Source organism: Nonomuraea dietziae (genome assembly GCF_014195505.1).
GTDB classification, from domain to species: Bacteria; Actinomycetota; Actinomycetes; order Streptosporangiales; family Streptosporangiaceae; genus Nonomuraea; species Nonomuraea roseola.
In genome coordinates this window covers 5,668,211-5,689,304 of the sequence record NZ_JACIBV010000001.1, presented here as the reverse complement: position 1 = coordinate 5,689,304, position 21,094 = coordinate 5,668,211, and the positions used below count along the sequence as shown (strand labels likewise).

24 protein-coding genes, 2 tRNA genes, 1 other RNA gene and 2 pseudogenes are annotated in these 21,094 nt (G+C 68.5%); 17 read left to right on the top strand and 12 right to left on the bottom strand.

Features of this window, described 5'->3' with window-relative positions; translation table 11 throughout:
• Positions 1-25 precede the first annotated feature (25 nt).
• Positions 26-121, bottom strand: an RNA gene (gene ffs / locus FHR33_RS27240) — signal recognition particle sRNA small type.
• A gap of 83 nt (positions 122-204) precedes the next feature.
• On the opposite strand from ffs, the gene FHR33_RS27235 reads away from it, so the two are divergent.
• The 3 genes from FHR33_RS27235 to FHR33_RS27225 all read left to right on the top strand — a co-directional run bounded on the left by FHR33_RS27235 (position 205) and on the right by FHR33_RS27225 (position 1,790).
• Positions 205-292 (top strand) — tRNA-Ser (locus tag FHR33_RS27235).
• A gap of 87 nt (positions 293-379) precedes the next feature.
• Positions 380-865: a plasmid transfer protein KilB gene (gene kilB / locus FHR33_RS27230; protein ID WP_183653349.1), complete on the top strand. Its 486-nt coding sequence runs from the start codon at positions 380-382 to the stop codon at positions 863-865.
• A gap of 175 nt (positions 866-1,040) precedes the next feature.
• On the top strand, positions 1,041-1,790 hold the full coding sequence (locus FHR33_RS27225) for an SCO6745 family protein (RefSeq protein ID WP_183653346.1): 750 nt from the start codon (positions 1,041-1,043) through the stop codon (positions 1,788-1,790).
• A gap of 105 nt (positions 1,791-1,895) precedes the next feature.
• Here FHR33_RS27225 and FHR33_RS51900 read toward each other — a convergent pair whose 3' ends face one another.
• The 5 genes from FHR33_RS51900 to FHR33_RS27205 all read right to left on the bottom strand — a co-directional run bounded on the left by FHR33_RS51900 (position 1,896) and on the right by FHR33_RS27205 (position 5,693).
• Positions 1,896-2,027, bottom strand: a complete 132-nt coding sequence (locus tag FHR33_RS51900; RefSeq protein WP_281388181.1) for a hypothetical protein — start codon at positions 2,025-2,027, stop codon at positions 1,896-1,898.
• 4 nt (positions 2,028-2,031) lie between these two features.
• The gene (locus FHR33_RS27220; RefSeq protein ID WP_183653343.1) at positions 2,032-2,499 is read right to left on the bottom strand and encodes an ATP-binding protein; all 468 of its coding nucleotides are present in this window, start codon (positions 2,497-2,499) and stop codon (positions 2,032-2,034) included.
• A gap of 52 nt (positions 2,500-2,551) precedes the next feature.
• Positions 2,552-3,649: a LacI family DNA-binding transcriptional regulator gene (locus FHR33_RS27215; RefSeq protein WP_183653341.1), complete on the bottom strand. Its 1,098-nt coding sequence runs from the start codon at positions 3,647-3,649 to the stop codon at positions 2,552-2,554.
• Positions 3,650-3,661: 12 nt separating this feature from the next.
• The gene (locus tag FHR33_RS27210) at positions 3,662-4,600 is read right to left on the bottom strand and encodes a PfkB family carbohydrate kinase (RefSeq protein WP_183653338.1); all 939 of its coding nucleotides are present in this window, start codon (positions 4,598-4,600) and stop codon (positions 3,662-3,664) included.
• 91 nt (positions 4,601-4,691) lie between these two features.
• Positions 4,692-5,693, bottom strand: a complete 1,002-nt coding sequence (locus FHR33_RS27205) for an SIS domain-containing protein (protein ID WP_183653335.1) — start codon at positions 5,691-5,693, stop codon at positions 4,692-4,694.
• Positions 5,694-5,925: 232 nt separating this feature from the next.
• On the opposite strand from FHR33_RS27205, the gene FHR33_RS27200 reads away from it, so the two are divergent.
• The 5 genes from FHR33_RS27200 to FHR33_RS27180 are packed head-to-tail and all read left to right on the top strand — an operon-like array spanning position 5,926 to position 10,829.
• A complete protein-coding gene (locus FHR33_RS27200) occupies positions 5,926-7,233 on the top strand; it encodes an ABC transporter substrate-binding protein (RefSeq protein ID WP_183653331.1) in 1,308 nt (435 codons plus the stop codon).
• Between the two features lie 4 nt (positions 7,234-7,237).
• Positions 7,238-8,125 carry a carbohydrate ABC transporter permease gene (locus tag FHR33_RS27195; RefSeq protein WP_312895740.1) on the top strand — a complete coding sequence of 296 codons (888 nt, stop codon included), beginning with the start codon at positions 7,238-7,240 and terminating at the stop codon, positions 8,123-8,125.
• 20 nt (positions 8,126-8,145) lie between these two features.
• Positions 8,146-8,955, top strand: coding sequence for a carbohydrate ABC transporter permease (locus FHR33_RS27190; RefSeq protein WP_312895739.1), 810 nt, complete (start codon positions 8,146-8,148; stop codon positions 8,953-8,955).
• A gap of 11 nt (positions 8,956-8,966) precedes the next feature.
• Positions 8,967-9,803 carry a sugar phosphate isomerase/epimerase family protein gene (locus FHR33_RS27185; RefSeq protein WP_183653325.1) on the top strand — a complete coding sequence of 279 codons (837 nt, stop codon included), beginning with the start codon at positions 8,967-8,969 and terminating at the stop codon, positions 9,801-9,803.
• Between the two features lie 42 nt (positions 9,804-9,845).
• Positions 9,846-10,829 carry an aldo/keto reductase gene (locus FHR33_RS27180; protein ID WP_183653322.1) on the top strand — a complete coding sequence of 328 codons (984 nt, stop codon included), beginning with the start codon at positions 9,846-9,848 and terminating at the stop codon, positions 10,827-10,829.
• Between the two features lie 4 nt (positions 10,830-10,833).
• Here the strand turns inward: FHR33_RS27180 and FHR33_RS27175 are convergent, their stop codons facing one another.
• Positions 10,834-11,430: a LysE family translocator gene (locus FHR33_RS27175; protein ID WP_281388443.1), complete on the bottom strand. Its 597-nt coding sequence runs from the start codon at positions 11,428-11,430 to the stop codon at positions 10,834-10,836.
• 102 nt (positions 11,431-11,532) lie between these two features.
• Between FHR33_RS27175 and ypfJ (FHR33_RS27170) the strand changes: the two genes are divergently transcribed.
• Genes ypfJ (FHR33_RS27170) through FHR33_RS27160 form a run of 3 tightly spaced genes read left to right on the top strand, consistent with a single transcriptional unit; the run spans position 11,533 to position 13,726 of the window.
• A complete protein-coding gene (gene ypfJ / locus FHR33_RS27170; protein ID WP_183653316.1) occupies positions 11,533-12,486 on the top strand; it encodes a KPN_02809 family neutral zinc metallopeptidase in 954 nt (317 codons plus the stop codon).
• A 33-nt stretch (positions 12,487-12,519) separates the two neighbouring features.
• A complete protein-coding gene (ypfJ, locus tag FHR33_RS27165) occupies positions 12,520-13,371 on the top strand; it encodes a KPN_02809 family neutral zinc metallopeptidase (RefSeq protein ID WP_183653312.1) in 852 nt (283 codons plus the stop codon).
• Between the two features lie 58 nt (positions 13,372-13,429).
• Complete coding sequence (locus FHR33_RS27160; protein WP_183653309.1) at positions 13,430-13,726, top strand: type II toxin-antitoxin system VapB family antitoxin; 297 nt, start codon at positions 13,430-13,432, stop codon at positions 13,724-13,726.
• A gap of 71 nt (positions 13,727-13,797) precedes the next feature.
• On the opposite strand, the gene FHR33_RS27155 is transcribed toward FHR33_RS27160, so the two are convergent.
• The 4 genes from FHR33_RS27155 to FHR33_RS27140 form a co-directional block, all read right to left on the bottom strand.
• Positions 13,798-13,887, bottom strand: a tRNA-Ser gene (locus FHR33_RS27155).
• Positions 13,888-13,897: 10 nt separating this feature from the next.
• Entirely contained in the window at positions 13,898-14,338 is a 441-nt protein-coding gene (gene tadA / locus FHR33_RS27150) for a tRNA adenosine(34) deaminase TadA (RefSeq protein WP_183653306.1), read from the bottom strand.
• A gap of 141 nt (positions 14,339-14,479) precedes the next feature.
• Complete coding sequence (locus tag FHR33_RS27145) at positions 14,480-14,959, bottom strand: tRNA adenosine deaminase-associated protein (RefSeq protein ID WP_183653303.1); 480 nt, start codon at positions 14,957-14,959, stop codon at positions 14,480-14,482.
• Between the two features lie 16 nt (positions 14,960-14,975).
• Complete coding sequence (locus tag FHR33_RS27140; protein WP_183653300.1) at positions 14,976-15,485, bottom strand: tRNA adenosine deaminase-associated protein; 510 nt, start codon at positions 15,483-15,485, stop codon at positions 14,976-14,978.
• A gap of 142 nt (positions 15,486-15,627) precedes the next feature.
• Between FHR33_RS27140 and upp the strand changes: the two genes are divergently transcribed.
• The 6 genes and pseudogenes from upp (at position 15,628) to FHR33_RS27115 (ending at position 19,626) form a co-directional block, all read left to right on the top strand.
• Positions 15,628-16,266: a uracil phosphoribosyltransferase gene (upp, locus tag FHR33_RS27135; protein WP_183653297.1), complete on the top strand. Its 639-nt coding sequence runs from the start codon at positions 15,628-15,630 to the stop codon at positions 16,264-16,266.
• Positions 16,267-16,386: 120 nt separating this feature from the next.
• Positions 16,387-16,602: a hypothetical protein gene (locus tag FHR33_RS27130; RefSeq protein ID WP_183653294.1), complete on the top strand. Its 216-nt coding sequence runs from the start codon at positions 16,387-16,389 to the stop codon at positions 16,600-16,602.
• A 272-nt stretch (positions 16,603-16,874) separates the two neighbouring features.
• Positions 16,875-17,406: pseudogene (locus FHR33_RS27125) on the top strand (PH domain-containing protein).
• Positions 17,407-17,497: 91 nt separating this feature from the next.
• Positions 17,498-17,647: pseudogene (locus FHR33_RS53385) on the top strand (hypothetical protein); the annotation flags it as partial.
• Positions 17,648-18,838: a transcriptional regulator gene (locus FHR33_RS27120; protein WP_246452104.1), complete on the top strand. Its 1,191-nt coding sequence runs from the start codon at positions 17,648-17,650 to the stop codon at positions 18,836-18,838.
• A 104-nt stretch (positions 18,839-18,942) separates the two neighbouring features.
• The gene (locus FHR33_RS27115) at positions 18,943-19,626 is read left to right on the top strand and encodes a FadR/GntR family transcriptional regulator (protein WP_183653291.1); all 684 of its coding nucleotides are present in this window, start codon (positions 18,943-18,945) and stop codon (positions 19,624-19,626) included.
• 275 nt (positions 19,627-19,901) lie between these two features.
• Here FHR33_RS27115 and dnaN read toward each other — a convergent pair whose 3' ends face one another.
• Complete coding sequence (gene dnaN / locus FHR33_RS27110) at positions 19,902-20,999, bottom strand: DNA polymerase III subunit beta (RefSeq protein ID WP_183653288.1); 1,098 nt, start codon at positions 20,997-20,999, stop codon at positions 19,902-19,904.
• Between the last annotated feature and the right edge of the window lie 95 nt (positions 21,000-21,094).

Here is a 21,094-nt window from a genome sequence, read left to right as displayed (position 1 = left end):
ATCCCGCCTGCGAGGGGGCTTTCAATGAAGAGACCCCTCGCACACCCGCCAGAGCCCGCTTATCCTTGCTGCCTTCCGGCCCTGGGGAGGTTCACAGGATGACGCCGCGCGAGGGGTCCTACGACAGTCTAGCCCCGTACGGCAGTGCTCGCTCACGCTAAATCGTGGTCTCTTCATCGCGAAGAGTCCGGTAAGCTTCTCGACGGAGGATTCGCCTAGTGGCCGAGGGCGCACGCTTGGAAAGCGTGTAAGGGGCAACCCTTCAGGAGTTCAAATCTCCTATCCTCCGCCAGCACGAAGGGGTCATACCGAGATCATCGGTATGACCCCTTCTGCTTTGGGTCTCGGTTGACCTCTCCGCTGTGATCAACTGAGTCTCATGGAAGCCGTTCTAGCCGGGCTCTTCGCGATCGGGGGGACCCTCTTAGGTTCACTCGTCACCTACCTCTTCCAGCAAAGAGCCACCCAGCGAGCCGAACAGTTCACGATCTCCGCCCGCCTCCGCGAGGAACGAATGGCGGTCTACAGCGGGTTCGCCGGGACCCTCCTCGAATTCCGCTCCGCCCAGTACCACCGCGCCTTGCAGGGGTTCGAGGGCAAGGAGGGCGCAGCCTACGACGAGGCCAAGGCGGCGTCGTACCGGCTTCGCGCGGCAGCTTGGCACTCTCTCTATCGGGTTCGCCTCCTTGCCGATGACCCAGGGATCACCCGCCTCGCGGAGAACGCCATGGCCCTCGTCGCCGACATGCACGACGTGGACAGGGCCGCCCTGACCCGACGAGGCGACGAGGTGCGTCAGGCGGTCGAAGAGTTCATCGCCGCGGCGTCAGAGGAAGTCACGAGGGTGAAGCTCCTGCCGAAGTAGCTCTCTCGGCCGGGACCGGGAGCTGCGGGTGGAGCGCGGACAAGGGGTGGGCCGCGATCGTGGCACACCCCTTCTCGGCGTCCACGTGTCGCTGCTCGGTCTCTTGCGCCCGCAACCGGCAGCGGATTGTTTGGTGTGGTCGGGGCGACGGCGTGAGCGGAGGAGTGGAGCGTGGGTGACACCTGACGACGTAGTGCGGCACACCGAGCATGTGGTGACCGGCGTCGGGGCCGCGTTCGGCTCCGACCCGCTCTATCGGGCCCGCGGTGAGAGCCTGGGCCTTTCCCGCTGGCCGTTCTACTTCGGCGGTCGTGCGGGCGTCCTGGGCGAGGTCGACGCCGACGTCGTCGCCGCGGCCTGTGGATTCTTCGCCCCGAACCTGGTGCGTGAGGCCTGGAGCGCGGCCCGCGCCGCGACCTCACTCGCCACCGTCGTGAACGCCGACGTCGAGGAGTGCCTCCGCTGGGCGCGGAGGGTCTACGGCCACCTGGCAGGGCTCGAACGCCTCGCCCACCTGGCCGAACAGGTGGTGGAGGCGGCCGATCCCGCTGGACGGCCGCTCTTCGCCGCATGGCGCTCCCATCCCTCCCCTGCCTGCGACGCGGTGGACCGCGTGGCTCTGGCGCTGCTGCGGCTTCGCGAGCACAGGGGCGGCTCCCACCTGATCGCTGTGCTGGCCGTCGGTCTCACCCCGCTCACGGCCATCCTGGCCGGGCCAGGAACCGACAAGGCAGTGGCCAACGGCTGGCGTCCACCCTGGCCCGCCCTTCCGTCGACCGCCAGAAGCGCCAGAGACAAGGCCGCCCGGCTCACCGATGAACTGGCCGCAGCGCCCTACGCCTGCCTTGGCCCGACGGATCGTCTCGAACTCGTCGACCTCCTCGATCAGGTGAACGAGGCCTACGAGCGGTTTCGGCGTCGGTGACGGGCCCCGTGAGGGGGCGGGGGGCTTTCCTGCCGGCAAGCGGGCTGGGGCACGCGCGCCTCCGGCTCTCGCAGCACGTGGCGTTTCAGGAAAAACCGGCCTCTGTCAGCAGCGAGTTGATCCGTTCGACCGGAGCCAGTAGACGTCCAGCGAGATGCCGTCGTGCCCGTGGCCCTGGGTCTTGTGGTTGCGCCGGTCGCCGACGTGGAAGGCGAGCTGCAGATAGCCGCCCGGCAAGGGGTCAGGCGAGCTCCTCCAGCAGGCGGACGACGGTGTCGAGCGGCACCCTGGTGTCGATCTCGACGCTCGAGGTGGCGCGCAGCAGCGGCTCGACCTCGGCCAGGTCGCGCAGGACGGCCTCGCGTTCCTCCGGCCGCCTGCCGTACGGATTGTTGGTCCTGGTGGCGATCCTGGCGAGCATCACCTCGGCGGGCGCGCTCAGCAGGACGACATGGTCGAAGCGGGAGTAGAACGTCCCCTGGTTGGACTTGCACCCGGCCACGAACAGGCTGCCCGTGGTGTGGCCGTCGAGCAGCTCGGCGATGGCCTCCTCGCGCCACACCCAGTCGGACGACCCGTCGGGCAGCGTGAGCCAGTGGCTCCATCGGTCGTCGTCCGTGTCGACGGTCCTGTGCCCTCGCGAGGCCAGGACCTCCAGAGCGGTCGACTTGCCCGTGCCCGACATCCCGGTGACCAAGACCTTCGGCATGGGGCGAGACTAGCGAGACTAGGACGTGAGGGGGACGCCCCGCCAACCCGGCTCAGACGCCGGCCGGCGGGGCCACGGAGGAGCGGACGATGAGGCGGGAGCGCAGCGTGTGCATCTCCCTGCGGGGCTCGGCTCCCGCGATGGTGTCGAGCAGCACCTCGGCCGCCTTCGCGCCCAGTTCGTGCACAGGCTGCTCGATCATCGTGAGGGGCGGCTCCATGACCGCCGCCCACGAGCTGTCGTCGAAGCCGATCAGCGCGACGTCACGCGGGCAGGACAGCCCCGCCGTCCTGAAGGCGCGCAGCGCGCCTGTCACCGCGTCGGTCTCGGTGCAGAACACCGCGGTGATGCGGTCGGGAAGGGCCAGCATCCTGGCGACCTCCCCCGGCACCCGCTCCTCCGTCTTGCGTCCGACCATCACCAGGTCAGGGTCGAAGGGGATGCGCGCGTCGTCGAGAGCGTCGAGGTAGCCGCGCAGGCGCTCGCCGTCCGTCCACAGGTTGCGGGAGGCGGCGGTGAGCAGCCCGCGCCGGGTGGCGGGGGCCTGCGCGAGCGGCGGGCCCCACACGAACCCGATACGGCGGTGACCCGCCGCGATGAGCATCTCCACCCCCTCCCTCGCCGCGTCGCGGTTGTCGATGACGACCGCGTCGAGGTCGAGCGAGGAAACCGCGCGGTCGACGAGGACGACGGGGATGCCGCGGTCCATCGCCGCCTTGATGTGGGCCACCTCCGTACGGTCGACCGCGGCCGAGGCGATGATGACGCCGTCGACGCGCTTGTCGATGAGCACGTTGGTGGCCGCCACCTCCTCGCCGAGCTCCTCGTACGTGCTCAGCACGATCGTGTCGAAGCCCCTGGCGCGCGAGGTGTCGGAGATGCCGCGCACGACACCGGCGAAGAACGGGTTGCCGATGTCGGCGACGATCACCCCGAGGGTGTGACTCACCCCCGTCGACATGCTGCGGGCGAGCGCGTTCGCGCGGTAGCCGAGCTTCTCGGCCGCCGCGAGCACGCGCTCGCGCAGCTCGGGGCTGACGTACCCATACCCGCCGAGTGTCCTGGCCGCCGTGGCACGCCCGACACCCGCCTCGGCGGCCACTTCGGAGATCGTCGGCGGCCCCGCCGCACGGCCCCGGTCAGCTGGCATGGATGGCGTCCCTCATCTCTCGTGTTCGGCGGCTGGCCACATGCTAGCCACGGGAGGTCTTTCCGCGGCTCTGCCGTGGCCGAAGGCCCCTTCGACGAAACACTGCTCGTACGCGGCCGCGGCGCCGTCGTGCAGAGCACGTTCGATCGCGGCCTCCCCCGGCGAGCCCGCGGCGGCCGGCGACACCGCAGAGGTCGCGACAGCCGACCAGCCGCCGCGCAGCAGCGAGACGGCGAAGCCGGCCAGGAAGGCGTCGCCGCAGCCCATGGTGTCGACGACCTGCTCCTGCTCCACGGCGCGCGCGGGCGCCGCCACCGTGACGCGGCCGTCGTGGGCGATCGCCCCGTCCACACCTCGGGTGGCGAGCGCCATGCGCGCGCCCCGCCGTACGGCCTCGGCCAGCAGGGCGCGCGTGGCGGACTCGTCGAGGTGGGAGCACGACAGCAGCACCAGGTCGGCGTGCGGGCAGACGCGGTCGAGGTAGGAGGGGGTGCGGAACTCCTCCTCGCTGGAGAGGTCGAAGCTCACGAGCGGACCGCGCCCCGCCAGCTTGGGCAGCTCGCTCTCGCTGCGGGAGTAGACGCTCGAGTGGACCAGGTCGAAGGACGACACGTAGTCGAGCAGGTCGCCTTCGAGCACCAGCGGCTCGCTGACCGTGACGCCGCCGCCGTTCCACCCGAGGAAGATCCGGTCGCCGTCGTCGACGCGCAGGGTGGAGACGCCGCTCTCCCCCTCCTTCACCACGCATCGGTCGACGGCGACCCCCTGGGCCGCGATGGCCTCGCTCAGGAAGGCGCCGAGGTCGTCGTCGCCGAAGACCCCGAGGTAGGCGGCCTCGAGGCCGAGCCTGCGCGCGTAGACGGCGACGTTGACGCTGTTGCCGCCCGGATAGTCGATGCCGCGGTCGACGAACCGGTCGACGATGTTGTCACCGAAGCCGAGGACTCTCATGGTTCTCCTGTGCGCGGGCGGGAGTGCGGACGTTGACACCGGGACGCGCGGACGGGTGCATCCCGCCCGCCACGGCCCATGAAGAAGGGGCTCAGTACTCCATGACCCGGTAGTAGCGGCGCAGGTCGAGCGAGTGGTCGCGGACGCGCTCCAGGTGCTTGCTGACCCTGCTCAGCACGGTGTCGAGCACCAGCGGCGCGAGCAGGCCGCGGAACTCGGGGCTGATGCCTTCGAGCGGGTAGTCGCGCGTGTCGAAGACGGTGACGTCCTCCGAGACGCGCTTGGCGAAGGCCTCCACCCTGTCGGTGAGGGGACGCGTCTCGTCCTCACCCTGGAAGATGATCACGCTGGTGTCCTTCTCGATCAGCTCGAGCGAGCCGTGGAAGAACTCCGCGCTGTGCACCCTGGTGGTGCGCAGCCACTGCATCTCCTCGAGGATGCACATCGAGTAGAGGTAGGTGAAGCCCCAGAGGTTTCCGCCGCCGACGAGGAAGTGGTAGTCGGAGTCCTTGTGGGCCTCGGCGAAGGCGGCGGCCACGGGCTCGGCCTGCTTGGCCACCTCGACCAGGACGCCGGGGATGCCCGCGAGCTCGTCGGCGAGCTTGTCGTAGCCGTCGAACTCGCCCCTGCGGGCGAGCAGCCGTCCCATGAACAGCAGCATCTGCATGTCGAAGGGCCACGTCTTGGGCTCGGAGATGAGAGCCACGTCGACGCTCTTGGCGATGGGCGAGTCGGCGTAGCCGGTGAAGCCGACGGTGTAGGCGCCCCTGGCCTTGCAGTACTCGATGGCGCGGATGCTGTCGTCGGTCGTGCCCGAGACCGAGGTGAAGATCACCACGGAGCGCTCACCCAGGGTGACGTCACCGGAGACAATCAGCTCCGCCGCGATGGCGGACCGCACGGGAAGGCTCGAGGCGCGCCTGGCGAGGTGCTCGTACGGCCACATCTGGGCGTAGGTGCCGCCCGCGCCGACGAGGAAGAGGTTGTCGAACCCCTGGTCCACGAGGCGGTCGACGAGCTCCTCGATCTGGGGGCGCAGGGCCACCGCGCTCGCCGTCTGTGAGAGGAATTCGGGCTCGTTGAATCCGAGCATCATCGCGTCCTTTCGAGAGTGTGCGGCCAACCTGAGACCGGTATCACGCGGGGCTCACGCTGACACAGAGAAACCGATGACGTCAATACAGCAGTTCAAAGCCTCAATAGTAAAGATCTTGGATCTGAGTCTGGTACCGGTATCAGTTCCTCTGTACAGTCAGCCCTCACCAAGCGGATCTGAGGTGCCACTGCACCGGCGGTCCCCTCTCCCCCCGAGAGAAAGGAAGCCCATGCGCCCACTGACGACGTTCGCGGCACTGCTCGGAACGCTCGCCCTCACCGGCTGTGCCGGTGGCTCGGGCGAGGCTCCCGCAGCCGACGTCACGGCGAAGCCGGAGTTCTCCGGCACGCTCAGCATCCTCACGAAGTTCGCGGGCGACCCGTTGAGCCCGTACTTCGAGAAGCTGGCGGCGGCCTACGAGAAGAAGCATCCGGGGGTGAAGATCGAGCTCATCCAGGAGACGGACCAGAGCATCAAGGACAAGTCGAAGACGCTGACCGCCTCCGACGCGCTGCCTGACATCTACTTCACCTGGACGGGCAACTGGGCGGAGAACTACGTCCGCGGCGGTCGCGCGGCCGACCTCACCAAGGTGATCGGCCCTGACACCGAGTGGGGCAAGACCTTCAGCAAGGCCTCCCTGTCGGCCTTCGCCTACGACGGCCGCTACTACGGGATCCCGCTCTACAACAACGGCAAGTTCATGGGCTACAACAAGGCCGCCTTCACCAAGGCGGGCGTCAAGCCGCCCACCACCTTCGAGGAGCTCATCAGCAGCTGCGCCACCCTGCGCAAGGCCGGCTACGAGCCCATCGCCTTCGGCAACAAGGACGGCTGGCCCGCGCTGCACTACCTCCAGCAGCTGTTCGCCTACAACGTGCCGAGCGCCACCCTGCGCGCCGACTTCCACCCCTCGACGGCCAAGCTCGCCGACCCCGGCTACGTCACCGCGCTCAAGCAGTTCAAGACCCTGGTCGACACGTGCACCGACACGGGCAGCGGCACCAACGGCGTGCTCTACACCTCGGCCCAGGAGGCCTTCTCCAACGGCAAGGCCGCCATGTACTACCAGGAGATCCTGGAGTTCGACAGCGCGACGGCCGGCCGCGGGATCACCCCCGAGGACTTCGGCATCTTCCCGCTGCCGGTCCCCGCGGGCGCCGCGGGCAACCCCAAGGTGATCGAGGGGGCGCCGGAGGGCTACCTGGTCAACGCCAAGTCGCCGCGCGCCGCGCTCGCCGTCGACTTCATGAAGTTCGTCACCGAGCAGGAGAACGCGAAGACCCTCTCCTCTCCCCCGTACGGCCAGCCCAGCACGGTCGTCGGCGCCGTCACCCCCGAGACCTCGAGCAAGGCCGTCTTCGAGGGCATCGAACTGGTCAACAAGGCGCCCGAGCTGGCCAGCTGGCTGGACATGGTGACGGTGCCCGAGGTGGCCGACGCGTGGCTGGCCGGCGGTGAGGCTCTCATCAGCGGCGGCAAGAAGCCTGAGCAGGTGCTCGAGAGCGTCCGCCAGGCCTCAGAGTCTGCCAAGTAGTCCGGTGCGCGCCATCGTCCAGCGGACGCTCGGGCTCGCGTGGGTCGTCCCCGCCCTCGTGCTCGTCGGGGTGTTCGTCTACCTGCCGCTCGTGCAGAACATCGGGTTCAGCACGCTCAAGTGGGACATCTACAGCGGGGACCAGGAGTACGTCGGGCTCGACAACTACACCAAGCTCCTCGACGACCCGATCTTCTGGTCCTCGTTCGGGAACAACCTGCTCTACGCGGTGATCTCGATCGTCTTCCAGGTGTTCGGCGCGCTGCTGCTGGCCGCGCTCATCGAGAGCATCCGCAGCGACCGGTGGCGGCGCAGCCTCAGGGCCATCTACTTCATCCCGTCGGCGATCTCGCTGACGGTCGCGGGCCTGCTCTTCTACTTCATGTACGAGCCGAACCTCGGCCCGCTCAACCACGCCTTCCAGGCGGTGGGGCTCGGGCTGTTCGACCAGTCGTGGCTGGGCCAGGAGAGCACCGCGATGTACGCGATCATCGGGATGAGCCAGTGGCAGGGCTTCGGGTACTCCACCCTGCTGTTCGCCGTCGCGATCCAGCGCATCCCCTCCGAGCTGTACGGCGCCGCCGCCATCGACGGCACCGGGCCGATCCGCCGTTTCATCCACGTCACCGTCCCGCTGGTGCGTGAGATGACCGGGCTCATGACGATGGTCACCATCTCGGGTGCGTTCCAGGTGTTCAACGAGGTCATGGTCATGACCAGCGGAGGGCCGAACAACTCGACGCAGGTCATGGGCACGTGGCTCTACCGCAGCGGGTTCGTCCGCAACAACTTCGGCTACGCCGCGGCGATCGCGACGCTGATCTTCGTGATCACGCTCGGCATCGCCATGGCGCAGCTGTGGGTCACCCGCAGACGAAGGGTGGAATGGTGAAGCGCCTGAGCTTTCTCGGCGTGATCGCACGCGTGTTCATGTGGGCCTTCCTGCTGGGTCTCGCGGTGATCGTGCTCTATCCGCTGCTGTGGATGGTGCTCAACGGGTTCAAGACCAACGCCGAACTGTTCGGCAACCCGTTCGCCCTGCCCGTCGACTGGAGCTTCACGAACTACCAGAAGGCGTGGAACAGAGGGGTGAGCGACTACCTCACCACCAGCGTGCTCGTCACGGTGACCTCGACGATCGTCACGGTCTTCGTCAGCGCGTGGGCCGCCTACGGCCTGACCAGGGTCACCATCCCCTTCAACAAGGCGATCACCGCGCTGATCCTCGGCGGGCTCATGCTCGCACCGACCGTGGCGCTCGTCCCCCTGGTGAAGATGTTCCAGGCGATGGGGCTGTACAACAGCTTCTGGGCGCTGCTCATCCTGTACACCGCCTTCCGCGTGCCGTTCACCACGTTCCTCATCCGCGCCTACATGATCGACCTTCCGCGCGAGGTCGACGAGGCCGCGGAGATGGACGGCGCGGGCCGGTGGACGGCCTTCTGGCGGATCATCCTGCCCATGAGCAAGCCGATCATCACCTCGACGGTCCTGCTGCACGTGCTGTTCGCCTGGAACGAGTATCTCTTCGCGATGGTGTTCACCAGCGGCAGCGGCGTGCAGACTCTTCCCGTGGGCCTGACCAGTCTGATGAGCAAGCACGGCACCGACTACCCCGTCGTCTTCGCCGGCATGGTTATCGCGGCCGTCCCCGTGGTGCTGCTCTTCTTCTTCGGCCAGCGTTACATCGTCAAAGGCCTCTCTGACGGCATCGGCAAGTAACGGAGCTCCCCATGACCCTCACACTCCAGCAGCTCACCGGCTCGAACTTCGCCTACCAGCAGCTGCCGTTCGAGCGCTTCCTCGACGACGCCGCCGCTCTGGGGCGCGAGAGGCTGGAGCTGTGGGGCATCGCGCCGCAGTTCCACATCCCGCAGGTGAGCGACGCCGAGGCGCGGGCCGTACGCCGGAGCGCGCAGGCGCGCGGCCTGAGCGTGCACTGCCTCACGCCCGAGCAGGTGATGTACCCGGTCAACGTGGCCTCGCCCGTCACCTGGCTGCGCGCGGCGAGCATCGCCATGTTCCGGCGCGCCGCCGAACTGGCCGCCGAGCTCGGCGCGGAGCTGCTGCTGCTGACTCCCGGCCGCGGCTTCGAGGACGAGCCGCTGGAGGCGGCATGGCGCCGCTCGGTCGACGCGGTCGGCGAGATCGCCGCCTACGCCGAGACCCTCGGGGTGGCCTGCGTGCTCGAACCGCTGCAGCGCGTGGAGTCGAATCTCGTCAACGACTCGCGGACGCTCGCCAGGATGCTCGACGAGATCGGCTCGTCGAACGTCGGCGCCGTCCTCGACACCGTGGGCATGGCGGTGGCGGGTGAGAGCGTCGACGACTACTTCGACTCCCTCGGCGACAGGGTGCGGCACGTGCACCTGGTCGACGGGAGTCCCGCGGGCCACCTGGCGTGGGGCGACGGCCGGCTGCCGCTCGCCGAGTACCTGACCGCGCTGGAGCGCAGGGGGTACGGCGGGCGGATGACCTTCGAGCTGTTCGGCGACGGCACCTACGCCTTCGACCCCAGGCCCGTGGTGGAACGCTGCCTGTCGGCGGTGACGTCGGCACTACCGAGGTAGGCCGATTGGACAGCCGACGGCCCCGCCTCCGATGCTGAGGACATGGAACAGCGGATCATCGGCAGGACCGGCCAGAGGGTGTCAGTCGTCGGGCTGGGCACGTGGCAGCTCGGCGCCGACTGGGGCGAGGTGGAGGAGAAGGACGCGCTGGCCGTCCTCGACGCGGCCGTCGAGGAGGGCGTGACCTTCTTCGACACCGCCGACGTGTACGGCGACGGCCGCAGCGAGCAGCTGATCGGCGCCTACCTGCGCGAGCGCCCCGACGCGGGCGTCACGGTCGCCACCAAGATGGGCCGCAGGGTGGCGCTCGACCCCGCCCTCTACACCCTCGACAACTTCCGCGCCTGGACCGACAGGTCCCGCGCGAACCTGGGCGTGGACCGTCTCGACCTGGTGCAGCTGCACTGCCCGCCCACGCCGGTCCACTCCTCCGACGCGGTCTTCGACGCGCTGGACACGCTCGTCGAGGAGGGCAGGATCGCCGCCTACGGGGTGAGCGTGGAGACCTGCGACGAGGCGCTGACCGCGATCGCCCGGCAGGGGACGGCCAGCGTGCAGATCATCTTCAACGCCTTCAGGCTCAAGCCGCTCGAGCGGGTGCTGCCCGCCGCCGCCGAGGCGGGGGTGGGCATCATCGCCCGCGTGCCCCTGGCCTCGGGGCTGCTGTCGGGCAAGTACACCAAGGACACCGTCTTCCCCGCCGACGACCACCGCACGTACAACCGCCACGGCGAGTCGTTCGACCAGGGCGAGACGTTCTCGGGCGTGGACTTCGCGACCGGTGTCGAGGCGGCCGTGGAGTTCGCCGCGCTGGCTCCCGAGGGCGCCACACCCGCGCAGGCGGCGCTGCGCTGGATCATCCAGCAGCCAGGCGTGACCACGGTCATCCCAGGGGCCCGCTCTCCCGAGCAGGCCAGGGCCAACGCGGCGGCCGCGGCGCTGGCCCCGCTACCCGAGGCGACGCTGCGGGCCGTACGGGAGATCTACGACGGCAGGATCCGCGCGCAGGTGCACCACCGCTGGTAGCCGCTCACGCCGCGACGGCGCGGGAGCGGTCGGTGGCCAGGTGGATCGCCATGCCGCCGAGCACGGTGCCCATGAAGTAGCGCTGCATCCGCAGCCACAGCGGGCGGGCGGCGAGGAAGGCCGCCAGGCTGCCCGCGGTGATGGCGATCAGGCCGTTGATCGTGGTGGCGACGACGATCTGCACCGATCCGAGCGCGAGGCTCTGCAGCAGGACGCTTCCCGCCGCGGGGTCGATGAACTGCGGCAGCAGCGAGAGGTAGAGAATCGCGATCTTGGGGTTGAGCAGGCACGTGAGCAGCCCCATGGAGAAGAGCCTGCGGTTCGAGGCGTGCTCGAGCTCGCGCGCCTCGAACACCGATCCGCCGCCGGGCCTGAGCGCCTTCCACGCCAGCCACCCGAGGTAGACCGCGCCCGCCAGCTTCAGCGCGGTGTAGGCCGCGGGCACGAGAGCGAAGATCGCCGTCAGCCCGAGACAGGTGGCGGTCAGGTAGATGGTGAACCCGAGGACGACACCCGTGAGCGAGACGAGCCCCGCGCGTCGCCCCTGCGCGATCGACCGCGAAATCAGATAAATCATGTTCGGGCCTGGTGTGAGCACCATGCCGAGAGATACCAGTGTGATCCCGATAAGCCCACCCGTCATATGCCCACCATAGTCCGATTACGGAGAGTATCTGATCTATTACGAGGGAAGGGCACTGGCATGCAGTTCGACGACGACGCCAAGCTCGACCCCTCGCAGGTGGAGGACGTCAGAGCTTCGGGCCCCAGGGCGGGCGGCGGCGGGGGCGGCCGCGGCTTGATGCCGGGCGGCTGCGTGCTGCCCGTCGGCGGGAAGGGCGGCGGCTGCCTGCTCCTTCTGGTGGCTGTGGCCGCGCTGTTCCTCTTCCAGATCGTGCCGACGAACTTCAGCGGCGACGAACCGCAGAGCCCCGCTCCATCGGCGTCGAGGCCCGAACCACAGGGCTCGCCGAGCGGCAACCTTGCCTCTCGCTGCCGGACGGGCGCGGACGCCGACCAGTCGGAGGACTGCCGCATCGTCGGCACCGTCAACAGCATCCAGGCCTACTGGAAGCAGGCCTTCACCGGCAGGGGCCGCACGTCGTACACCCCCGCCAAGACCGTGCTGTTCTCCAGGGCCGTCAACACCGCCTGCGGGGCGGCCGACTCCTCCGTCGGCCCGTTCTACTGCCCGAGAGACCAGAAGGTGTATCTCGACCTGACCTTCTTCGACACCCTGCAGCGCGACTTCGGCGCCAAGGGCGGCCCCTTCGCGCAGGCCTACGTCATCGCCCACGAGTACGGTCACCACGTCCAGAACCTGCTCGGCACCATGGACAGGGTCGGCAACGACCGGCAGGGTGCCACCAGCGGAGCCGTACGCCTGGAGCTGCAGGCCGACTGCTACGCGGGGGTCTGGGCCGGCAACGCCGTGCGCACCGGGTTCTACACCCAGCCCTTCACCCAGGCCGACATCGACGAGGCGCTCAGCGCGGCCTCGGCCGTCGGGGACGACAGCATCCAGCGCCGCTCCCAGGGCAGGGTCGTGCCCGACGCCTTCACCCACGGCACCTCGGCGCAGCGGGAGAAGTGGTTCAGCGTCGGCTACAAGAGCGGTGACCCGGCCCGCTGCGACACCTTCACCGGAGGGATCTGACTGATTCGCGGTCTGGAGGGCAGATGCCAGGCCATGGATTTCCGAGACGAGGCCCAGCTCGACTCCTCACAGGTCGAGCAGCGCGGCGGCCGCGGCCTCCCCGGTGGCGGACTGGCCATCGGCGGCGGCATCACCGGCATCATCGCGCTCATCGCGGCCGTGATATTCGGGGTGAACCCCGGCAACATCACTGGCGGTGATCCAGCCGGATTACAGCCCACCTCCAACCTGTCCGAGCAGTGCAGGACAGGGGCGGACGCCGACCAGTCCGAAGAGTGCAGGGTCGTCGGCGTGGTCAACAGCATCCAGGAGTACTGGGGGAACACCGACGGCTACCAGCAGGCCAAGACGATCCTGTTCACCCAGGCCGTCAACACCGGCTGCGGCGCCGCCGACTCCTCCGTCGGGCCCTTCTACTGCCCGAGCGACCGGCAGGTCTACCTCGACCTGACCTTCTTCGACACCCTGCAGCGCGACTTCGGCGCCAAGGGCGGCCCCTTCGCGCAGGCCTACGTCATCGCCCACGAGTACGGTCACCACGTCCAGAACCTGACAGGCCAGATGGAGCGCGTGGGCCAGGACCGCCAGGGTCCCGACAGCGGCGCGGTGAAGCTGGAGCTGCAGGCCGACTGTTACGCCGGGGTCTGGGCCAAGCACGCCGTGGACACCGGGTTCTACGAGAGGGCGTTCACCCAGGCTGAGATCCAGCAGGCGCTGGACGCCGCGGCCGCCGTCGGGGACGACCGGATCCAGGAGCGCAGTCAGGGCAGGGTCGACCCGGAGGCGTTCACGCACGGAACTTCCGAACAACGCGTCACGTGGTTCGGAAACGGCTACCAGAGCGGCGATCCGGCCGCATGTGACACCTTCAAGAAGGGCATCTGAGCTGCGATGGGAGCGCTGAGTAACACAGGGATGCGAATTCTCTTCTAAAATCGATGGGGTGATCTTCAAGTTGGTCGGCGACGGACGCCCCTATCCCGAACACGGTCTGAGCAATCGCGAGTGGGCTCAGATCCCCCCGAGGCAGGTCCGGCTCGACTCGCTGGTCACCACCAAGGCCATGCTCGACCTGCACTCCCTGCTCGCCGCCGACTCCACCTTCTACGGCGACCTGTTCCCGCACGTCGTGCAGTGGCGGGGCGAGCTCTACCTGGAGGACGGCCTGCACCGCGCCCTGCGCGCGGCGCTCCACCAGCGCTCCATCCTGCACGCCAGGGTGCTGGAGCTGCCCTCCTGACCTCAGGATGCGGCATGCCCGGAAACGACACGATCCCGCCCGATCGAGATGATCGGACGGGATCAGTTGTCTGGCGGTGGTGGTGGGATTTGAACCCACGGATGAGTTGCCCCATCACACGCTTTCGAGGCGTGCGCCCTCGGCCACTAGGCGACACCACCGCGGACGAGCTTACCGGATTCTCCGAGTAGCGAAGAACTTCTTAAGCGCGGAGGAACACTCCTCCTCCAGAACGCCGAGAATCACCTCGGGCCGGTGGTTGAGCCGGCGGTCGCGTACGACGTCCCACAGCGACCCGACCGCGCCGCCCTTGGCGTCGACGGCCCCGAAGACGATGCGGTCCACTCGCGACAGCACGGCGGCCCCCGCGCACATCGTGCAGGGCTCCAGGGTGACCACGAGCGTGCAGCCGCTCAGCCGCCATGTGCCCAGCGAGGCGGCGGCGTCCCGCAGCGCCAGCACCTCGGCGTGCGCGGTGGGGTCGTGGCTGGACTCCCTGTCGTTGCCGGCTCGCGCGAGCACGTCCGCGGGCTGAGGCCCCACCACCACCGCGCCCACGGGGACCTCTCCTCGCTGACCCGCCAGCTCGGCCTGCTCCAGCGCGAGGCGCATGGCGCCCTCCCACGGGCTCGGGCTCACCACGGGCTCACCCGCGGCCACGCGGTCGTACGGCAGGCCCGACAGGCTCGCCGCATGGCGGGCTCACGCGGCCTCCTCGCAGGTCATCGCAGGTCATCGCGGCTCATCGCGGGCTTATCGCAGGCGGTCGAGCTCGTCGGCGAAGGCGAGCCTCTCGGCGATGATCGAGAGGATGTCGGCGGGCAGTACGCCCTCCTCCATGCTCAGCTCGAGCAGTTCCTCCTTGCTGACGCCGAAGTCCTGCAGCAGCTCGAAGTCGCCGGCGGGCCGTACGCCGAGGTCGGTGCTCTCCTTGTCGGGCGCGACGCCGGCGAACTCCGCGAACAGCTCGCCCAGCTGACCGTTCACGCCCGCCTGCGCGTCGGACAGGAAGACCCTCGGCTCCTCGTCGCCCCTGTAGCGGGCGATGGCGAACCATTCGTCCTCGACCTCGACGCACAGCAGCGCGAGCTCGTCGCCGACCAGACCCAGACTCTCCTGGACGGCGTCGCCGAGGTCGTCGACGATCTCCGCGGCGCTCAGGTCGACCTCCGCGCCGCTCCACCCTTCGGGTGTCCTGACGAACGCGGCCGAGAAGATGGCGCTGGAGGGCATGCCGGTGCTCCCGAGATCAGCCGAAGACCGAGTCGATCGCGCGCTCGAACGGCTCGGAGAAGCCGAGCCGCGCGGCGATGCTGGACAGCACGTCCTCGGGGTGAAGGTCGATGTCACCGGAGAGGATGCCCAGCTCCATCTCGTCCAATCCGAGGTCCACGAAGATCGACAAATCGCCCGCGGGCAGGACGGTGTCCTCGTCCTGGAGAATCTCGTCGAGCTCGTCCTCGTCGGGGACCGGGACGTCGAGATATTCGAGGACCTGCTGCGCCAGCGGGTAGTCCCACGAGGCGGCGATGTCGGAGAGGAACACGTCCACCCGATCGCCCAGCACGCGCAGCGCCACGAAGAACTCGTCGCCGACGGCCACCAGGCCGATGGTCCCGCTCTCGCTCGGCTGCTGCTTCAACGCGTGGATCAACCCGTGGAGATCGGAGGTGAGTGCGACGGGAAGCAGCTCGGCGTCCCAGCACTCGTCCTCTCGATAGACCACGATGGCGAAGTCGAGCGCATCTTCGTCTGTCATCGTCCACCCCACCCGACGTGGCCTCTACGACCTTCAATGCTTCCAGAACCGTCCACTGAGCGTAGGGCCCTCCGACCAAATTGTGATCAAATCCAAGTACGCGACGTGCCGGTACCTTCCACACAAGATAGCGTTGTCCGTTATGGAGACCCTCGTCGTCGATCACCCCCTTGTCGCACACAAGCTGACCACGCTGCGCGACGTCCGCACCGACTCGCCCACTTTCAGGCGGCTGGCCGACGAACTGGTGACTCTCCTGGCCTACGAGGCCACCCGCGACGTCCGGGTCACGGACGTGACCGTCCAGACCCCCGTGGCCCCGGCCGACGGCGTACGGCTGGCCAAGCCGTACCCGCTGGTGGTGCCCATCCTGCGGGCCGGGCTCGGCATGCTCGACGGCATGACGCGGCTGCTGCCCACGGCGGAGGTCGGCTTCCTCGGCATGATCCGCAACGAGTCGACGCTCCAGGCCGAGACCTACGCCACCCGCCTGCCCGACGACCTGTCGGGGCGGCAGTGCTACGTGGTGGACCCGATGCTGGCCACGGGCGGCACGCTGGCGGCGGCGATCCAGTTCCTGTTCGACAGGGGCGCCGTCGACGTGACCGCGCTGTGCCTGCTGGCGGCGCCGGAGGGCCTGGCCTACATGGACAAGGTCTTCGCCAACTCAGGCAAGCCGATCAGGGTCGTCACCGCGGCGCTCGACGAGCGCCTGAACGAGCACGGCTACATCGTCCCGGGTCTGGGGGACGCGGGAGACCGTCTCTACGGCGTGGTCTGATCAGCTCTTTTCCTCCTCTAGGCGCTCGCGTTCGTTACATTCTGTGGTTGCATGGGTACGTAGAGTGATGAACGCATCTCTTAGGCACCGCGTTCCGAGCGGCGCATACCGGGGAGCACCATGAGCGAGCCAGCCACGAGTCCGTACGCGGAGGTCGAGTCCGCCCTCCGTGACGAGTTCGCGGGGATCCACTCCGCGAGCACCGTCACCCGCTGCGTCGAGGCCGCGCACTACGGCGCGCTCGAGGTCACCGGCTATGCCCACCCGGGCCTGGTCGAGAGGATCGCTCGCAAGCACCTTCATGTCCTCGCGCTGGTGGCCAGCGAACGAGGTTAGTCAAGATCGAAATCCCGTGACGCTTAAGACTTGTCGTGGTCTGTTGCGCTTTACCGGGCCACCTGGCTGGGTAATGTATACGGCGGGTGTAGTGGGTACGTGGTAGTGGAGGCGACAGTGCAGGTCAAAAAGGTCCTCACGTATGGTGGTATCGCATTCGTTGCGTACTACCTCTTCGCGCGACCAGCCGACGCAGCGGACGCGGTACGAGGCGCGTTCGACACAGTGTTCAACGCGGCCGACTCGCTAGCTCAATTCTTCAACAGCCTCGCATGAGACTTGTGACCCACGGGGACTCTGCTCCGTCGTCGGTCAACCGGTACCTACTCCCCCACGAACACCAGGTCATCATGGTACGGCGGCATCCCGCCGTACTTCTGCGTCCGGTCGCCGAGGTCTTCGGCGGCCCTGATCGTCGCAGGGCTGCTCAGCAAGTTCTTCGGCGACCAGGGCGGCGGCACCGCCTTGGTCGTCGTGTGGTGGCTCTGGCTCCTGTTGCTGATCCGTTTCGTATGGAAAGTCGCGGAGTGGTCGGTCGACTACTTCGTGGTGACCTCGAAGCGGATGTTGCTCACCACGGGGCTCATCACGCGCAAAGTCGCGATGATGCCACTACAGAAAGTCACGGACATGAGCTTCCAGCGCTCACTGCTGGGGCGCATGCTCGGTTATGGGGAGTTCATCCTCGAGTCAGCAGGTCAGGACCAGGCGCTGTCGACCGTGGAGTACATCCCGTATCCCGAGACCCTTTATCTCGAGGTCTGCCAGATGCTTTTCCCGAGCAAGGACGAAGGGGACGATTAACCCTCTGTGAAGAGATTTCTCGGGTGGGGATACCCGATTCGGTCGCTTCATGCAATCATTGCGACACATTGACCCTTCCCCGCCCTGAGAGATGAGATGCCGAGTCAGGGAACAATCGGTGACCGCGTCCGCGGACTGCGGCTTAACAGGCGGATGTCCCAGGCCCAACTGGCCGGGCCCCGACCTGTCGGACAGTTACGTCTCACTCATCGAGTCGGGCAAGCGCACGCCGACTCCGGTTGTGGCACGACTCTTGGCCGAACGGCTTGGATGCACCACCGAGTTCCTCCTTCACGGGATAGAACCTCGGCAGCGCATCGACACCGAGCTCGGCCTTCGTCATGCCGAGCTCGAACTGCGTCACGGCGACCCCAACGTCGCCGCTGAGCGCTTCACAGAGATCATCAAGGCCGCCGGTGAGGAGAACGCTCTGCTCGCCGCGCATGCCAGGCTCGGCAGAGCGCGCGCGCTCGAGGCACAGGGCAGGCTCGGTCCTGCGGTCGAGGCTTATGAGCGGCTGCGTAGGGAGGCAGCCGCTCATCCCGAACGCCTTGCCGACCTGCCGCTGACCGTCGCGCTCTCGCGCTGCTACCACCTGGCCGGCGACCGCCTGCGCGCTCGCGACCTCGGCACCACCGCCTTCGAGCAGGCCTCCAGGCTTGCCGTCACGCAGGGCGAGCTCGCCGTCGACCTGGCCGCCGCGCTGGTCGAGACCCGCTCCGACGACTCCGCCGAGCTGGCCTACGTCCGACAGGTGCTCGCCGCCACCGGCTTCCCTGAGGTTGTGGACCGTTCCGCTGAGATCCACGCGCTGTGGAAGGCCAGCATCGTGGCCGCCTCGGGTGAGGACTCCGCGCTGGCCGTACGGCTGGCCGACGACGCCATCGCCGCAGGTCGGCCGGCTCGTCTTGCGGTGCGCCTCGGGCACGTGGCGATGGAGTGGGCCAGGCTCGGCCTCTCCTCCGCCGAGGAGGCCGAGGAGTTCGCCGTGGCCGCCACGCGGATCCTGTCGGCCTTCGCCGACACGGTCGCCGACCACGCCGAGAGTCTGATCGTGCACGGCCGGGTGCGACTTCGCGCAGGTGACGCCACCGGTGCGGCCGAGCTCGGAGCCAATGGCCTCGCGCTGCTTCGTCACGTTCCAGGAACGGTCCCGGCCACGGCGCACCTGCTGCTGGCCGACGCGGCCCTGGCCGCGGGGCGCGAGGCCGGCGAGCATCTGCGTGCGGCACGGGTGCTGCTCGACAGCCTGCACGGGCCCGTCTACGGCACGGACAGGAAGTCCGCTCGCTGCTGGCGGGAGCTCGGCGACCTGTACGGCAGGGCCGGGCACAGGGAAGAGCAGACGGCGGCGTATCGTAGAGCACTCGAGGCTGCCGGAGTGCGTTCCGCCATGGCAGGAGTGAAGGTCGACGTACCGATTTCCCGTTGAATAGCACCTCCGGGAGCTCCAGATTTGTGTTTTCAGGTCTGGAATAATTAGGGTCTACCAGTCATTGACTCATAGGATGATTGGTTTCCCGGAGGAGGCGGACTGTGAGTCTGCGTACGGCGCAGCGAGCTTCGCTCGTCGACCAGGTGATCGATCAGCTCAAGGAGCAGATCACCTCAGGGTCGTGGCAGATGCACGGCAAGATCCCCACCGAGACCGTGCTCGCCGAGCAACTGGGCGTGGGCCGCAACACGGTCCGTGAGGCTGTGCGCGCGCTCACGCACGCAGGGCTGCTGGAGTGCAGGCAGGGCGACGGCACCTATGTCAGGGCGACCAGCGAGCTGTCCGGCGCGATGCTGCGCCGGCTGCGGCAGGCCGAGCAGCTCGAGATCCTCGAGGTGCGGCGGGCGCTCGAAGTCGAGTCGGCGAGGCTGGCGGCCACCAGGCGGACCGACGACGACATCAAGCTGATCGAGGCCAGGCTGGCCGAGCGCGACAGGGCGTGGGAGGCGGGCGACCCCGAGGCGTTCGTCGAGTCGGACCTGGCCTTCCACATGGCGGTGGTGCACGCCACGCACAACCTGGTGCTGATCGACCTCTACGAGGACTTCTCCGCCGCCCTGCGCGCCTCCATCACGGCCGCTGGCACCTCGATGGACGCGCTCAACAGCAGCTACATCCCGCACGACGCGATCGCCAGGGCCATCGCGGCGGGCGACGCGGCCGCCGCCGAGCGCGCGGGCCACGCCTGCATGGAGCACATCCTCATCGCTCTCACCGACGTGTGAGCCGCTTTCTCTCCTTTACGGCGAGCCCGTCCACAGCCTGTACGGCAGAGCCCCCTTACGGCCACCGCAGTCAGCGGTGGCCGTCTGTCTTTCACGCGTACTCCAGCGGGACTTCGGCCTCCCACCGTTACGTCGCCCGCAGAATGGCTCAGCGGCTCGGGCGTTACGGGCCGTTTCGGCCTCCGGCCACGTCGGCTCGGTGAGCGTATCCCTGGAGGGACGCCGGCCCCGTGCCATGGGTGGGGCTGGGGTGGCCTGCCGTACAGGGTCGGGGATCAGACGATGCGCAGGGACATGACGAGGTAGTGGAAGGCCGGAGCGGCGTCGCCGGGAACGTCGGTGATCAGCGCCGGACGGGTCGGGGACTCCATGTTGACGCGGGCGAACTCCGTGTCGACGCCCGTCAGCCCGTCGAGCAGGAACTGCGACTGGAAGGCGATCTGGATGTCGTCGCCCCGCAGGTCGCACTCGACGACCTCGGCGCCCCTGCCCACGTCTCCCCCGCCCGCCTGGATGAGGACCTGGCCCTGGGCGAAGGAGAGCTTGACGCGGGTGTTGCGCTCGGCGACCAGCGCCACGCGCTTGATGGCATCGACGAACGGGCCGACCCGCACGTCGGCGCGCAGCGGCCAGTCGCCGGCCAGCCTGGCGCGGTAGTCGATGAACTGCTCGTCGAGCAGCCTGACCGTGGTGCTCCTGCCGACGCTCTCGAAGCCCGCCACGCCGTCGCCCATGGCGATGGACACCTCGCCGCCGCGCAGCGACTTGGCCACCTCGACCAGCACCTTGGCGGGCACCATCGCCGAGACGTTGAGGTCGGGCTGCGAGGGACGCCAGGTGAAGTCGCGGGCGCCGATGCGGTAGCGGTCGGTGGCGGCCATGGTCACCGCGTCACCGGCGATGTCGACCCTGATGCCGGTCAGCATCGGCAGGGTGTCGTCGCGGCTGGCGGCCGGCGCCACCTGGCCCACCGCGGACGCGAACACGCCGCCGCCCACGGCGCCGACGGCGGGCGGCATCTGGGGCATCGTGGGGAAGTCTTCGACCGGCATCGTCACCAGGCCGAACTCGGCGCTCCCGCAGGTCAGCACGGCCTCGGCGCCGTCGGTGACGATCTGCACCGGCTCCTGGGGCAGGCTGCGGCTGATCTCGGCGAGCAGCCTGCCGGGGATCAGCACCTTGCCTGGCTCGTCGACCTCGGCCTCGACGCGCGCCTGGGCGGAGACGTCGTAGTCGAACGCGGACAGGGTGAGCTCCTCCCCCGCCTCGAGGAGCAGGCCGGAGAGCACGGGAGCGGCAGGGCGGGTGGGGAGAACTCGGGCAGCCCACGCCACCGCGTCGGCCAGCACATCGCGGTTAACCCGGAACTTCACCTGAGCCATCCCTTCGTCGCCGGTTTCTCACCAAACGGTAGCCTGCGCGACCGACAAAGCTGACGGTGCGTGTCCGAATTCGTGCGGAAGGACGC